12 protein-coding genes are annotated in these 14,968 nt (G+C 70.6%); 6 read left to right on the top strand and 6 right to left on the bottom strand.

Translation table 11 applies throughout. The features are described 5' to 3' along the window. The 5 genes from J7E25_RS14375 to J7E25_RS14355 are packed head-to-tail and all read right to left on the bottom strand — an operon-like array spanning nt 1 to nt 5,449. Nucleotides 1–1,338 carry a DUF58 domain-containing protein gene (locus tag J7E25_RS14375; protein WP_214870843.1) on the bottom strand — a complete coding sequence of 446 codons (1,338 nt, stop codon included), beginning with the start codon at nt 1,336–1,338 and terminating at the stop codon, nt 1–3. 1 nt (nt 1,339) lies between these two features. Then, complete coding sequence (locus tag J7E25_RS14370; protein ID WP_214870842.1) at nt 1,340–2,314, bottom strand: MoxR family ATPase; 975 nt, start codon at nt 2,312–2,314, stop codon at nt 1,340–1,342. Then, nucleotides 2,311–3,621: a DUF4350 domain-containing protein gene (locus J7E25_RS14365; protein ID WP_214870841.1), complete on the bottom strand. Its 1,311-nt coding sequence runs from the start codon at nt 3,619–3,621 to the stop codon at nt 2,311–2,313. Before J7E25_RS14365 ends, J7E25_RS14370 begins: the two co-directional genes overlap by 4 nt. Next, entirely contained in the window at nt 3,618–4,274 is a 657-nt protein-coding gene (locus tag J7E25_RS14360; RefSeq protein ID WP_214870840.1) for a DUF4129 domain-containing protein, read from the bottom strand. The genes J7E25_RS14365 and J7E25_RS14360 overlap by 4 nt, the downstream gene beginning before the upstream one ends. Beyond that, complete coding sequence (locus tag J7E25_RS14355; RefSeq protein ID WP_214870839.1) at nt 4,265–5,449, bottom strand: glycerophosphoryl diester phosphodiesterase membrane domain-containing protein; 1,185 nt, start codon at nt 5,447–5,449, stop codon at nt 4,265–4,267. Before J7E25_RS14355 ends, J7E25_RS14360 begins: the two co-directional genes overlap by 10 nt. A gap of 260 nt (nt 5,450–5,709) precedes the next feature. Here J7E25_RS14355 and mtrA point away from each other — a divergent pair, with 260 nt between their 5' ends. The 6 genes from mtrA to secA all read left to right on the top strand — a co-directional run bounded on the left by mtrA (nt 5,710) and on the right by secA (nt 14,416). Next, complete coding sequence (gene mtrA, locus J7E25_RS14350) at nt 5,710–6,390, top strand: MtrAB system response regulator MtrA (protein ID WP_214870838.1); 681 nt, start codon at nt 5,710–5,712, stop codon at nt 6,388–6,390. An 8-nt stretch (nt 6,391–6,398) separates the two neighbouring features. Beyond that, the gene (gene mtrB, locus J7E25_RS14345; protein ID WP_214870837.1) at nt 6,399–8,075 is read left to right on the top strand and encodes an MtrAB system histidine kinase MtrB; all 1,677 of its coding nucleotides are present in this window, start codon (nt 6,399–6,401) and stop codon (nt 8,073–8,075) included. After that, complete coding sequence (locus tag J7E25_RS14340; RefSeq protein ID WP_214870836.1) at nt 8,068–9,756, top strand: GerMN domain-containing protein; 1,689 nt, start codon at nt 8,068–8,070, stop codon at nt 9,754–9,756. Before mtrB ends, J7E25_RS14340 begins: the two co-directional genes overlap by 8 nt. Before the next feature lie 99 nt (nt 9,757–9,855). Further along, on the top strand, nt 9,856–10,602 hold the full coding sequence (locus tag J7E25_RS14335; protein ID WP_214870835.1) for a ComF family protein: 747 nt from the start codon (nt 9,856–9,858) through the stop codon (nt 10,600–10,602). Nucleotides 10,603–10,682: 80 nt separating this feature from the next. Then, nucleotides 10,683–11,387, top strand: coding sequence for a ribosome hibernation-promoting factor, HPF/YfiA family (hpf, locus tag J7E25_RS14330; protein ID WP_214870834.1), 705 nt, complete (start codon nt 10,683–10,685; stop codon nt 11,385–11,387). A 233-nt stretch (nt 11,388–11,620) separates the two neighbouring features. After that, nucleotides 11,621–14,416 (top strand): preprotein translocase subunit SecA, encoded by a 2,796-nt coding sequence (secA, locus tag J7E25_RS14325; protein WP_214870833.1) that lies wholly within the window; start codon nt 11,621–11,623, stop codon nt 14,414–14,416. Between the two features lie 73 nt (nt 14,417–14,489). Here secA and J7E25_RS14320 read toward each other — a convergent pair whose 3' ends face one another. Then, the gene (locus J7E25_RS14320; protein ID WP_214870832.1) at nt 14,490–14,942 is read right to left on the bottom strand and encodes an Rv3235 family protein; all 453 of its coding nucleotides are present in this window, start codon (nt 14,940–14,942) and stop codon (nt 14,490–14,492) included. Nucleotides 14,943–14,968 lie beyond the last annotated feature (26 nt).

Below are 14,968 nucleotides of genomic sequence, written 5' to 3'. Positions count from 1 at the left end.
TCAGAGCTGGCCTGAGGCCTTCAGGTCGAGGTAGCGGTCGGCGAGCGCCGGCGGGAGCTCGTGCGGAGGGGCGCTGACCGTGAGGGCGCCGAGGCGCCGGATCGCGGCGGCAACGCGGGCAGCGTCGATCAGGCCGCGCTCGGCGGCGGCCGCGCGGTAGACCTCCTCGAGATCGCCGCGAGCGGCACCGGCCTCGACGAGCGCCGGATCGGTCACGGACGCGACGATCACCGTGTGCCGGGCGGTGAGCTGCGGCAGCATCGAGAGCAGCCCGCGGGAGCTGCCGGGGGAGTCCGCCGCGGTAAGCAGCACGACGAGCGCATGCCGGCTCGTCACCCGCCGCACCTGGCCCGGTACCGACGACCAGTCGGCCTCGATGAGCTCGGCGTCGATGCCGGCCATAACGTCCACCATGCGCGCGAGCAGGTCGGGGCCGCTCGCGCCGTGCACGCGCCCGCGCAGGCGGCGGTCCCACGCGAGGAAGTCGACCCGGTCGCCCGCGTGCGAGGCGAGGGCGGCGAGCAGGAGGGATGCCTCGAACGCCGTGTCGAGACGCGGTTCGTCGGCGATGCGGGCGGCCGCCGTGCGCGAGGTGTCGGCGACGATCACGATGCGCCGGTCGCGTTCGGGCCGCCAGGTGCGCACCATGATCCGCATGCTGCCGGGCACTTCGGGGTCGACATGGCGCGCGGTCGCTCTCCAGTCGATCGAGCGCACGTCGTCGCCGCGGACGTACTCGCGGATCGAGTCGAACTCCGTGCCCTGGCCGCGGATGAGCAACGGCGTGCGCCCGTCGAGCTCGCGCAACCGCGTGAGCCGCGACGGCAGGTGCACGCGGGAGTGGAACGGCGGCAGCACCCGGATGCGTCCGGGCGCCGCGAGCGTCGCCTGCCTCGACCACAGTCCGAGGGGCCCCGCCGAGCGCACGGTCACCTGGGCCACGCGACGGTCGCCGCGGCGCCACGGGGTGAGCTGCAGCGTCATCCGTCGACGTTCGCCCGGCGGCACGCGCAGCGGGGTGCGATTCGCGCCGGCGAGGCCCGCGGAGGGTTCCCACCCGTCACGCACGGTGGCACGCAGCATCCGGGTTCCGAGATTGCGCACCGTGAGTTCCGCGGTGACCGACTCGCCCAGCCGCACCCGATCGGGCAGCTCCCGGCCGAGCGCGACCCGCCGGGGTGACGCTGCGAGCGAGACGTCGAGCACCCCGGCGCCGAGCGCGAGGGTGAGCCATCCGGCGAGTGCGACCCATGCTTCGGCCGCGCCGGCGAGCCCCGCGGCGACGACGGGTACGACGCCGAGCGCGAGGAGGAGCGCGAACCGACCGGTGATCGTCATCTCAGAGCGGCACCTGCACCTGCTGCACGATGCCGCGCAGCACGGCATCGACCGAGACGCCCTCGAGTTCCGCCTCGGGGCGCAGCTGCACTCGGTGCCGCCACACGGGCAGCAGCATCGCCTGCACGTGATCGGGCGTGACGGAGTCGTATCCTGTGAGCCAGGCCCACGCCTTCGCCGCAGCTAGCAGGCCCGTCGCGCCGCGGGGGCTCACTCCGAGTCGCATCGACGGGCTCCGGCGGGTCGCGCGCGCGAGGTCGACGACGTAGGCGAGCACGTCGTCGGAGACCCGAACCGCGGATGCCGCAGCCCGTGCCGCGGCGAGCTCGGCCGCTCCGAGCACCGGCTCGACCCCCGCCGCGGCGAGGTCGTGCGGGTCGAACCCGTCGGCGTGACGGCGCAGGAGCGACACCTCGGCGTCGCGCTCGGGCACGTCGAGCACGAGCTTCAGCAGGAACCGGTCGAGCTGCGCCTCGGGGAGCGTGTACGTGCCCTCGTACTCGATGGGGTTCTGCGTCGCGGCGACGAGGAACGTGTCAGGGAGCGGCCGGGTGACGCCGTCGGCGGAGACCTGACGCTCCTCCATCGCTTCGAGCAGCGCGGACTGCGTCTTCGGCGGCGTGCGGTTGATCTCGTCGGCGAGCAGGATGTTCGTGAACACCGGCCCCTCGCGGAACGCGAACTCGCCCGAACGCGGGTCGTAGGCGAGCGATCCGGTGACATCGCCCGGCATGAGGTCGGGGGTGAACTGCAGGCGCCGCGTGTCGAGGCGCAGCGTTCGGCTGAGCGTGCGCACGAGCAGCGTCTTGGCGACGCCCGGCACGCCCTCGAGCAGCACGTGGCCACGGGTGAGCAGGGCGATGATGAGGCCGGTCACGGCGCCGTCCTGCCCGACGACGGCCTTGCCGACCTCGGTGCGCACGCGATTCAGCGCGGCGCGGAGCTCCTCGTCGGTGAGCGCGGTGGTATCGGTCATGGTCGCCTTCCTGCGGGGTCTGTGGGGTCTGCCGGGTCTGCGGGGCGTGTGAAGCGGGGCCGAAGCGTGGCGCGCACCTCGCGCTCGAGCACGTCGAGCTCTGCTGCGAGCTCGATGAGGTCGTGATCATCGCCCGGCTCGGTGTCGACGAGCAGTCGGCGCACGGATGCCTCGTCACGGCCGGTCGCCCGCGCCGCGGCATCCGTCACGGCGCCGAGCTCTGCAGCGCGCGGCAGCTTGAGCGCCTCGGCGATGCCGCCGATGGCGCCGATGCGCAACTGGTCGAGGGCGCGGCCGCGCGCGGCGCTTCGTGCGTACAGCCTCGCCCGGCCCTCGCTCGTCTCACCGGCCGGCACGTGCACGGGCAGGTTCTCGGTGACGAGCGGGCCGAAGCGCCGTCCGCGCCAGATGCCCGCGGCGACGACGACCGCGATGAGCAGCACCATGACGGGACTCACCCAGCCGGGGGTGAGCTCGGCGATGCTCGGCGCCTCGGCCGCGTCGACGTCGCCCAGCCCAGGCAGGTACCAGACGAGTTCGTCGGAACCCCCGGTGAGGCCGATCGCGAGCGCGGCATTGCCGGCGTCGTCGATCGACTCGTTCGCGAACACCGTCGTCGCGGCGACGAGCGTGACCTTCCCGCCGTCATCACCCTCGCCCGACACGAGCGCGAACCCGAACTCCTCGTCGCGGAAGCAGCCCTGCCAGCCAGCGGCTCGGGCGTCGTCGTCGACCGTGAGCAGGCGCTGGCCGTCGCCCAGGCTGCCCGCCCGCTCGGCCGCGGGCAGCTCGCACGCGACGTCGTCGATCGGCCCGCTCGCGACGCCCGCGAGGCGAACGCCGGGGGCGAGCGCCTCGAGCGCCGAGAAGCCGGGCTCGACCACCACGAGCCGTTCTGCGACCCCCGCGATGCGATCGAGCCGCGACTCGTCGAGCAGGGCGAATTCGTCGTAGAGCACCACGGTGGCGCCCCGTTCGGCGGCGTCGACGGCGGATTCCAGTGATCGCGACTCCGTGACCGAGACACCGTGGTCGCGGAGCACCTCGACGAGGGCCATCGATCCGAGCGGGGCCGGGTTGTCTGCGCCGAGCGGCACTCCGGGAGGGCGCAGGCCGCCCTGGATCGCGAGCGCCACGATGGCGCCGAGCACGAGCACTGCGGCGAACACGATCCAGATGCGGCGACGTCGCACGAGTGCGCGGAACGTCGGCGTGACGGCGGTCGCGGCATCCGCTGCCTGTTCGGTGGGCGCTCGGGCGCTGCCGGCGCGATCGGGGACCGCGGTGGTCGGCGGGCCGCCGCTCACCGCGACGCCTCCTCGGCCTCGGCCCACGAGCCCGCCGGGGCGGACGTGCTGAGGTCGTGCTCGAGCGCGGTGAGCCGCTCGTAGGCATCCTGCGATCCCGCACGGCCGAGGTAGCGGACCCCGTCGAACTCCGCGGCGGCGGAGTGGAGCGCTGCGGCGTGGTCGGGGAAGGGCAGTGCCGCGGCGTCCGTGAACCCGCGTGCCGTCGTGCCCGGGTGCACCCGAACGAGATCGCGCTCGACGATGCCGCGCACGATGGCGCGGAATCGCTCCTCGATCGCGCGAGGCCAGTCGCCCGCCGCTGCGGCCGCGATCGCGGCCCGGTGCAGCATCGCGAGGTCGCGGTAGTCGTCGAACAGCGGTGCGAGCGTGCGCCGGCGCTGCCGTAGTCGAGGCACTCCGAAGACGAGCACGCCGACGACGAGGAGCACGGCGACGAACAGCACGAGGAGCAGCGTCAGGATGGGAGCGGGGAGGCCGCCGGCTCCCTCGAAGAGGCTCGCGAACCAGTCGCCGATCGCCTGCATCGCGCGGTCGAACGCGTTCGGCTCGGCGTTGCGGTACTCGGCCTTCGCGAGCTCGTCCACGAGCCACCGGCGCGCCTCGGGCGCGTCGGGATCGAGTGGGGTGGCGCCGAGCGAGGTCAGGACCACGTCGCGGCAGGCTCGCTTCCGGCGGTCGCGGATGACGTGGGAGCCCGGTAGGGGTCGTTGACCTCCTGGCCGGCGTCACGAAGCTCGACGTGGCGTTCGAGTTCGAGGTCGAGCCCCTCCTTGCGCATCCGCAGGTCGATGTAGAGGACCGCGACGAGTGCGGCCTGCACGACCGCCGTGATCGCGCCGATGAGGATCGAGAGGATCATCGTCACGATGTAGGTGATGATGGTGATGACGACCGCAGTTCCGGTGCCCGTGGGATCGATGATCATCGCCAGGATCATGCCGACGAACGAGATCGGCTGCACGACGACCTGGGATGCGACGTTCAAGATGACGCTGACGAGCAGCAGGATGCCGAAGGTGCGCCAGTAGTATCCGTCGGTGAGTCGCCATGAGCGGCGGATCGCGGCGCCGACACCGGCGTGCTCGAGCACGATGGCGCTCGGCACGAGCGAGAGCTTCACGCCGATCCACGCACCGAGCACGGCGAGGCCGAGGCCCAGCAGCACGGCGACGAGGATCGAGACCACGAGCGCGGTCGGCGAGATCGCCGCGGCCGTCAGGATGATCGCGATGAGCACCGCGATGGCGGCGATCAGCGCCGCCGCGACGAGCGCGGTCCACCCGATGAGCGGCCAGATGCGCTTGGCGGTGCGGCGCCACAGCGCCCCGAATCCGAGCCGCTCGCCGAGGGTGCCGCTTGCGACCTCGAGCACCATCACGCCCTGGAGGAACGCGCCTGCCACGAGCGTGATCGCGATGGGGACGAGCATGAGCAGGAAGAATCCGCCGAAGGTGCCGGCGAGGACCGTGTCGAAATCCGTCTCCGACGCGCTCTCGACGCGCCCGATCGCGAACATCATGAACGGCACGATGACCGCCGCGGTCGCGATCACCGACACGAGCTGCACGATGAGGCCGCTGCCGAACGTCGCAGCGGGGTTGCGCCGGAGGGTGCGGAACGGCGCCCACAGCAGGGTTCCGAAGCTCAGCGGACGCAATGGGAGCAGGCCGGGCTTCGGGGGCGGTGTCCAGCCCCCGGGGATGCCGGGCGGCGGCGCATACGCTCCGGTCGGCGGCAGCGGCGGCAGCGGCGGCAGCGGCGGCAGAGGCGGGGGTGTGCCGGGTGCTGGTGGCAGAGGCGGGGGCGTGCCGGGTGCTGGAGGCATGTTCGCCGGAGCCCCATATGGCGTGCCCGCGGCATCCGGTGCCGAACCCCCAGTTGGCGCCCCACCGGGTGCCTGCCAGTCGTGATCTGACACGTGCGTGCGCTCCTTCCGGCGGATGCTCCCAATGCTGTCACATTTCGTCTGCCCGTCGGGATTCGCGCGCAGCCGGGACGTTCGGCTCTCTTCCGGCCTCGAACGACTACGCTTGAGCCACTGCACTCGGCCGGGCAACACGCCGGGCCCCGAAGGAAACCGAACGTATGAACCCACGCGTACTCGTCGTCGATGACGACACGGCCCTCGCGGAGATGATCGGCATCGTGCTGCGCACGGAGGGCTTCGAGCCGGCGTTCTGCGCCGACGGCACGGGTGCGCTCGCCGCGTTCCGGGAGACGAAGCCCGACCTCGTGCTGCTCGACCTCATGCTTCCGGGCATCGACGGCATCGAGGTGTGCGGTCGCATTCGCGCGGAGTCCGGCACGCCGATCATCATGCTCACGGCGAAGTCCGACACGACCGACGTCGTGAAGGGGCTCGAATCGGGCGCCGACGACTACATGGTGAAGCCGTTCAACCCGAAAGAGCTCGTCGCTCGCATCCGCACTCGCTTGCGTCCGGCGCCCGATCCCGTCACCGACACCCTCGGCATCGGCGACCTCATCATCGACGCGGCCGGCCACGAGGTGCGTCGCGGCGATGAGCAGATCAACCTCACGCCGCTCGAGTTCGACCTGCTCCACACGCTCGCGTCGAAGCCGCAGCAGGTGTTCACCCGCGAGATGCTCCTCGAGCAGGTGTGGGGCTACCACTACAAGGCCGACACCCGGCTGGTGAACGTGCACGTGCAGCGGCTGCGCGCGAAGGTCGAGCACGATCCCGACAACCCGCGCATCGTCATGACCGTGCGCGGCGTCGGCTACCGGGCCGGCGCGACCACCTAGGCCGACCGATGGGTGCGGGCGAGTCCCCGGCGATCTTCTCCGCCGCGAGGTGGCGCGCGCTGCCGCGGCAGCTCGCGGCGCTCTGGCGGCGCTCACTGCAGTTCCGCACCGTCATCATCACGCTCTCGCTCTCGTCGCTCGCGATCTTCGTGATCGGCCTCTACATCTCCTTCAGCGTCGCCTCCAACCTGTTCAAGCAGCAGCTCGACCAGGTGCTCGACGGCTCGAACCAGGCGACGACCGCCGCGCAGCGCATCCTCGACTCGTCCGACGCGGTCGACCGCGCCTCCCTGCAGAGCGTGATGAGCTCCGCGCTCGAGCAGGTCATCCGGGTGTCGGGAAGTTCGGCGGTCGCCGTCTACCGGGAACCGAGCGAGGCGTTCAGCCAGAACGCCCCGCCCGACATCGTGGCACCGAGCCTCGGCGGCGTCATCACCCCCGAGCTGCGCGACCGGGTCGAGGAGAACCCCGACCAGCAGTTCTGGCAGTCGGTCGCGATCATCGAAGACGACGGCAGCAGCGACCCCGGCGTCGTCGTCGGCTCGGATCTCGTCGTGCCCGCCGCCGGCAGGTACGAGCTGTACATCGGCTACAACTTCGCCGACGCGCAGGAGACCCTCGCCTTCATGCAGCTCACCGGCATCGTCGGCGCCGCCGCGCTGCTCGCCCTGCTCAGCTCGGTCACCTTCCTCGTGGTGCGCTGGGTGATCGAGCCGATCCGCACGGTCGCGGCCACGAGCCGCAGGCTGGCGGCCGGAGACCTCGGCGTGCGCATGCCGTCCAAGGGCGAAGACGAGCTCGCGACCCTCGCGGGGTCGTTCAACGGCATGGCCGACAGCCTGCAGGCCCGCATCAGGGAGCTCGCCGAGCTCTCGGTGATGCAGCAGCGGTTCGTCTCGGATGTCTCGCACGAGCTGCGCACGCCGCTCACGACGATCCGGCTCGCCGGCGACGTGCTCTACGGTCAGCGCGACGACTTCCCCGGTCCCACGGCTCGCACCGTCGAGCTCCTGCACACGCAGACCGATCGGTTCGAGACGCTGCTCGCCGACCTCCTCGAGATCAGCCGATACGACGCCGGCTCGGTGGAGCTCGCGACCGAGCCCACGAACCTCGTGCACCTCGCGGGCGATGCGATCCAGTCCATGCACGAGCTCGCCCGTGAACGGGGCAGTGAGCTCCGTCTCGACGCGCCCGGCGGACACCTCGATGCCGACGTCGACCCGCGGCGCATCCGGCGCATCGTGCGCAACCTCCTCGGCAATGCCATCGAGCACGGCGAGGGCCGTCCGATCGTCGTGGCCGTCGACAGCAACGAGTCCGCGATCGCCCTCTCGGTGCGCGACTACGGCATGGGCATGAGCGAAGAGGCACAGGCTCGCGTCTTCGACCGGTTCTGGCGTGCCGACCCCAGCCGCATGCGCACGATCGGCGGCACCGGTCTCGGCCTCGCGATCGCGCTCGAAGACGCGGTGGCGCATGGCGGCGCACTCGACGTGTGGTCGCAGCCCGGGCATGGCACCGTCTTCCGGCTGACGTTGCCGCGAACGACGGATGCCGATGCGGTCGAGTCGCCGCTTCCGCTCGTGCCCGACGACATCGAAGCGACCGGGCCGGCGCCGACAGGCGTGGTGCCGGCGATCGAGCCTGCCGACGGCGCGGCGCAGGAGGTGCACGATGCGTAGGCGCCTGTTCGCCGCATCCGTCGCCGTGATGTGTGCCGCGATGCTCGCGGGCTGTGTGTCGATCCCGAGCTCGGGCGCGGTGAACGCCGGGAACTCGGCGGTCGTCGACGAGAACCCCGAGTTCGACATCATCGCGCCGGGCCCGAAGGTCGACGGCACGCCGCAGGAGATCGTGCAGGGCTTCATGGACGCCGCGGTCAGCCCCGGCAATAACTACCGGGTGGCGCGCCAGTTCCTCACCGCGGCCTTCGCCGATGAATGGCAGGCCGACGCCGCCGCGACGATCGACGTCGGCGACCGGGAGTTCACTGCGATCGACGACACGTCGATGGTCGTCGAGGTCACACCTGTGGCCTCGCTCACGGCCGGTGGCCAGTACGCCGTGACCGAGTCGCAGGCCGCCATCCCGCTGCCATACCGTCTCGAGCAGGTCGACGGGCAATGGCGCATCTCGGAGGCTCCGCCCGGCGTGGTGATCGACGAGGCGAACTTCGCCAGCGTCTTCCGCAAGCACGCCCTCTACTTCTTCGACCCCGAGTACCGCTACCTCGTTCCCGACCTGCGCTGGTTCGCCGGCCGCGACTCGGTGCAGACGAGCATCGTGAAGGCCCTGGTCACGGGCCCGGCGGAGTGGCTCGACCCCGGCGTCGTCTCGGCGTTCCCCGACGGCGTGCGCCTCGATCCCGACGCGGTGCCCATCGACGGCACCGTCGCGAGCGTCGACCTGTCGGGAGCCGCATTCGACGACCTCCTCACGGTGCAGCGCATGCAGGAGCAGCTCGACGAGAGCCTCATCGGCAAGGTGCGCAACGTCTCCAGGGTCACGCTCTCGTTGAACGGCCTCGAGCAGGACGTGCCCGACCTGCCGGGGCAGGTGGTGGCGAACCCTCGCGTCGCCCAGCGGCCGGTGGTCTACGACGGCGCCTCGTTCGGCTACCTCGCCACGTCGGGCGAGGGCGTCGACACGATCCCCGGCCTGTCGGCCGAGGTCGAGGAACTCGCACCCACCGGCGCAGCGCTCGGGCCCGATGCGGATTCGGCAGCAGTCCGTTCCGCGGCGGGGGTCTCGCTCGTCCTCGCCGGGGAAGCGCCCGTTCTCCTCGATCCGCGCGCCGACCTCGTGGTGCCCGCGATGGATGGTGCGGGCTACGTCTGGTCCGTGCCGCGCGGTTCGCCCGACCAGCTCGTCGTGTTCGCACCCGATGGAACCGACCTGCCGCTCGATGTTCCCTGGGGCGGATCCTCGATCGCCGCGATCGAGGTGTCCCGCGACTCGACGCGCGTGATCGCGCTGCTCGGCGACGGCGCACGAACGAACTTCGTCGTCGCGTCGATCGAGCGCGACGCCGAAGGTCTCCCCATCGCGCTGGGCGCGGTGCCGCTCGGGCTCGACGCCGCCGCCGGCACGCCGCTCGACGTCGCGTGGCTCGACGCGAGCAACGTCGCCTCGCTCACGGCGTTGCCCGACGGAACCACCCGGCTCATCACCCAGGAGATCGGCGGCTTCGCGAGCGATCGGCAGGGCCCCGACGGCGGTGTCCTGGTCGATGGCGGCAACAGCATCACCGACGTGCGAGTGCTCACGTCGGCCGGTGCACTGAACGTGCGGAGCGGTGTCGGCTGGCAGGTGCGCGCGCCCGAGCTCAACATCCGCTTCACCGCGGTTCAGCAACCGAACTGAGCCGGCGACCCCTCCTCGACATGCGACCCGGCGCTGCCGCCGTCTTCGGCGTCGTCGCAGCGTGCGATCGGGCGGACGGATGCGGCGCAGGCTGAGCGGATGCCGCAGCTTCCGTCGCCCCAGTCGCTTCCGTCGCTCCTGCCTCGCGCGCGCGCCGCCGTCGCGGGCTTGGAGCGTGCCGTGCTCGATGCGCTCGCCGTGGTGCTGCCCGTCACGTGCGCCGGCTGCGGTGAGCCCGACCGCGCGGTCTGCGACGAGTGCCGCGTCGCCCTCACCCCGATGCCTCAGCTCGTCGAGCGGCCTGGCCTCAGCGCATGGGCGGCGCTCGAGTACGCGGGCCCCGTCGCGTCGGCCATCGGCGAGTTCAAGGACGGCGGGCGCACGGATGCCGCGCCGGCGCTCGCCCTCGCGCTTCGCGCCGCGATCGCCCGCGCGGTCGCCGCAGCCCCGCCGGGGCGCGCGCTCGAGGTCTGTACGATCCCGTCGGCGCCCAGCGCGTACCGTACGCGCGGGTACGCACCCGTCGAGGTGTTGCTCGCCCGTTGCGGCATCCGCTCGTCGAAGGTGCTCGCCCTCGCACGCGGCCGCGTCGACCAAGCGGGGCTCGGCGCCGAGGCCCGACGAGCCAACTCCGCCGGTGGCCTCGTGGCCGTTCGAGCGCTCGCGGGCCGCCGCTTCCTGCTCGTCGACGACGTGCTCACGACCGGATCGACGCTCGCCGAAGCGGCTCGTGCGATCATCGCGGCGGGCGGCTCCACGGGTGCGTTCGCGGTGCTCGCCGAGACCCCGCTGCGGCACGGCGGGCATGCAGCGAAGTCACCGGAAACACTCCGTGACTTTGCCTGACATCGGGGCTACGGTGGCAGGACAGGCGTGGTCGATCCACCCTTCAGACCCGGGTGACACGCCGGTAGATGGAGGTCGTCATGGAACTGAACATCGTCGGACGGAACCTGGGAATCACTGATCGTTTCCGGGCATACGCCGCCGAGAAGTCCGAGAAAGTCACCCATCTCGCCGAACGAGCCATCTCGCTCAACGTGAAGCTCACGCGTCACAACGAGAAGAACGGCAACCCCGGCCCTGACCGCATCGAGCTCACGCTCGTGGGCAAGGGCCCGGTCGTGCGAGCTGAGGCAGACGGCTCCGACAAGTACGCGGCGTTCGACGTCGCCCTCGGACGGTTGCTCGAGCGAGTCCGCCGGTCCAAGGATCGCCGGAAGGTGCACCGCGGCCAGCGCCGCCCGACGTCGCTGCGCGAGGCGACCGACGCGGGCTTCTCCGGAGTCGGTGTCCAGGCTGCGGCGCCCGAGGTGCTCGAGCGGGTGCGCACGGGGAGCATTCCCGTGATCGCCGACGACGAGACGCAGGCGAAAGAAGAAGACGATGTGTACTCACCCGTGGTCATCCGGAGGAAGGTGTTCGCCTCGACCCCGATGACCGTCGACGACGCGCTGTACTTCATGGAGCTCGTGGGTCACGACTTCTACCTGTTCGTCGACGCCGAAAGCGGGCGCCCGAGCGTGGTCTACCGCCGCAAGGGCTGGGACTACGGCCTCATCGGACTCGACGACCGAACCGATGACGAGGCCGCAGAGTTACCCATGGAACTGCAGCGCGCCAACGCCTGAGCGTTCGCTCCGCTCGAGCCCGTCGGAGGGCCGCCGACCCGGCGAACCACCGACGGGCTCACTCATGCCCATGACCCCTGCTCTCATGCGCAGCCTCGGGCAACGCCCAGCCGACTGCCCGCTAGCATGGCTATGATGACCGTCTGCATGGCGGCATCGGGCGTGCCCGGGTGTTCCACCCGACGACGTACCATCCAAGGAACGTGGCGCCTGACGATTACAGGAGAACATTCGTGGCTTCGATTCTGGAAAAGGTCCTCCGCGTCGGCGAGGGTCGCACGCTCAGGCGGCTGGAGAACTACGCTGCAGCGATCAGTGCGCTCGAAGACGACTTCCAGGCCCTCAGCGACGAGGAACTGAAGCATGAGACCGTCGAGCTGCGCGAACGCTATTCCAACGGCGAGTCGCTCGACGACCTGCTGCCCGAGGCCTTCGCCGCAGTGCGCGAGGCGAGCCGGCGCACCCTCGGCCTCCGGCACTTCGACGTGCAGCTCATGGGCGGCGCGGCGCTCCACCTCGGCAACATCGCCGAGATGAAGACCGGTGAGGGCAAGACCCTCGTCGCGACCACCGCCGCCTACCTGAACGCGCTCACGAGCCGCGGCGTGCACATCGTCACGGTCAATGACTTCCTCGCGAGCTACCAGTCCGAGCTCATGGGCCGCGTCTTCCGTGCCCTCGGCATGACAACCGGATGCATCGTGGCCGGCCAGACCCCTGCCGTGCGCCGCGAGCAGTACGCCGCCGACATCACGTATGGCACGAACAACGAGTTCGGCTTCGACTACCTGCGCGACAACATGGCATGGCAGTCGTCCGACATGGTGCAGCGCGGACACTTCTTCGCGATCGTCGACGAGGTCGACTCGATCCTCATCGACGAGGCGCGCACGCCGCTCATCATCTCCGGACCGGCATCCGGCGAGGCCAACCGATGGTTCACGGAGTTCGCGAACCTCGCGAAGCGGCTCGTGTCCGGCGAGGACTACGAGGTCGACGAGAAGAAGCGCACTGTGGGCGTGCTCGAGTCCGGCATCGAGAAGGTCGAGGACTACCTCGGCATCGAGAACCTCTACGAGTCGGCGAACACCCCGCTCATCTCCTTCCTCAACAACTCGATCAAGGCGAAGGCGCTGTTCAAGCGCGACAAGGACTACGTCGTCATGAACGGCGAGGTGCTCATCGTCGACGAGCACACCGGCCGCATCCTCGTCGGCCGACGCTACAACGAGGGCATCCACCAGGCGATCGAGGCGAAGGAGGGCGTGCAGGTCAAGGCCGAGAACCAGACGCTCGCCACGGTCACGCTGCAGAACTACTTCCGCCTCTACTCGAAGCTCTCGGGCATGACGGGCACGGCCGAGACCGAGGCCGCCGAGTTCATGTCGACCTACAAGCTCGGCGTCGTGGCCATCCCCACGAACCGGCCCATGGTGCGCACGGACCAGCCCGACCTCGTCTACAAGAACGAGGAGTCGAAGTTCGCGCAGGTCGTCGAAGACATCGTCGCGCGGCACCAGAAGGGGCAGCCGGTGCTCGTCGGAACGACGAGCGTCGAGAAGAGCGAATACCTCTCGCGGTTGCTCGCGAAGAAGGGCGTACGGCACGAGGTGCTGAACGCGAAGAACCACGCGCGCGAAGCGGCGATCGTCGCCCAGGCGGGTCGGTTCGGCGCCGTGACGGTCGCCACCAACATGGCCGGCCGCGGAACCGACGTCATGCTCGGAGGCAACGCCGAGTTCCTCGCGGTGCAGCTCATGCACGAACGCGGACTCAGCCCGGTCGACACGCCCGACGACTACGAGGCCGCTTGGGACGAGGTCTTCGAGAAGGTCAAGTCCGAGGTCGCCGTGGAGGCCGAGAAGGTGCTCGCGGCCGGCGGACTCTACGTGCTCGGCACTGAGCGCCACGAGTCGCGGCGCATCGACAACCAGTTGCGCGGCCGCTCCGGCCGGCAGGGCGATCCCGGCGAGAGCCGCTTCTACCTCTCGCTCACCGACGATCTCATGCGGCTCTTCAACGCCGGTGCAGCCGAGAGTCTGATGGCACGAGGAGTTCCCGACGACGTCGCCATCGAGTCGAAGGTCGTCACTCGCGCCATCCGCTCGGCGCAGTCCCAGGTCGAGGCGCGCAACGCCGAGATCCGCAAGAACGTGCTGAAGTACGACGACGTGCTGAACCGCCAGCGCGAAGCGATCTACAGCGACCGCCGTCACATCCTCGAGGGCGACGACCTGCACGAGCGCACCCAGCGCTTCCTCGAAGACGTCATCGACGAGGTGCTCGACGTGCACACCGCCGAGGGCAACCCCGACGAGTGGGACTTCGATGCGCTCTGGACCGAGCTGAAGACGCTCTACCCGATCGGCATCACGATCGACGAGGTCGTGGCCGAGGCCGGCGAGAAGGGTCGCGTCAACCGCGACTTCGTTCGCCGCGAGATCCTCTCCGACGCGAAGCTCGCCTACCAGCGCCGGGAGGAGCAGCTCGGCTCACCCGCCATGCGCGAGCTCGAACGTCGTGTCGTGCTCTCGGTCATCGACCGTCGCTGGCGTGACCACCTCTACGAGATGGACTACCTGAAAGACGGCATCGGCCTGCGGGCGATGGCACAGCGCGACCCGCTCGTCGAGTACCAGCGCGAGGGCTTCGCGATGTTCCAGCAGATGATGGGATCGATCCGCGAGGAGACCGTCGGCTTCCTGTTCAACCTCGAGGTCGAGGTGGCGCCCCAGGCGGGCGTGGGCGGTGCCAGGATCGAAGCCAAGGGCCTCGGCCGCCAGGGGGCCTCCGACGACAAGCTCAGCTACTCCGCTCCGAGCGATGCAGGCGGCGTCGAGGTGCGCAACCAGCGCGGCCAGGTGCAGCAAGCGGCCACACAGCGTGCGCGTCGCGCTGTGGCAGAGAGCCAGGCGCCTGCGGTGGAGCCGGCTCGCGGGGCGTTCGGCCAGCGCACCGACGATGGTGGCAACGGTCAAGCGCCGCAGAATCGTGCAGAGCGCCGCGCCCAGGAGCGCAAGGGGCGCTGACGCGCGGGTGGTGAACCGCGGGTCGTGAACCGCGGTTTGTGAACCGCGGGCGGTGCTCTGAGTCGCGCGCGACTCAGAGCACGCTGATGACGCTCGCGCGCCAGCGCTGGTCGAAGCCCTCGAGGCGGATGGCCACCGCTCGCGACCTCGCGCGCTGGTGCACCATGACGACCGCTTCGATCACGCCGTCGGCGGGCTCGCACACGATGAGCCGGCCGAGCGAGAACGCCGGGCGCTGCGGCGCCTGCCCCTTCACACGGCGGGCGCGCGCGGCGAGCACGACGCGCTTGGACAGGTTGCGATAGACGTCGTCGTTCACCCACCGGGCGAGCTGCTCGAGGTCGCGAGCGCCCGCGAGCGCCTCGATCACGCAGTGCGTGAGATTCCGGAGCACCGGCTCGGGATCGGGGAGCTCTTCGCGACGGGCCGGTTGGCGGCCGAAGTACTCGTCTTCGTCGTCGAGGAAGCGCGCAGTGGATCCTCGAACCACCACCGTTCGAGCGGCGGCGGCATGGCGTGCGGTCATCGTTGCTCCAGCGGGGAGGGGGCATT

It is taken from the genome of Agromyces sp. ISL-38 (genome assembly GCF_018613935.1).
In the GTDB taxonomy this organism is placed as follows: domain Bacteria; phylum Actinomycetota; class Actinomycetes; order Actinomycetales; family Microbacteriaceae; genus Agromyces.
The sequence above is the reverse complement of the archived record's forward strand: the minus strand, read 5'-3'. Positions and strand labels throughout refer to the sequence as shown.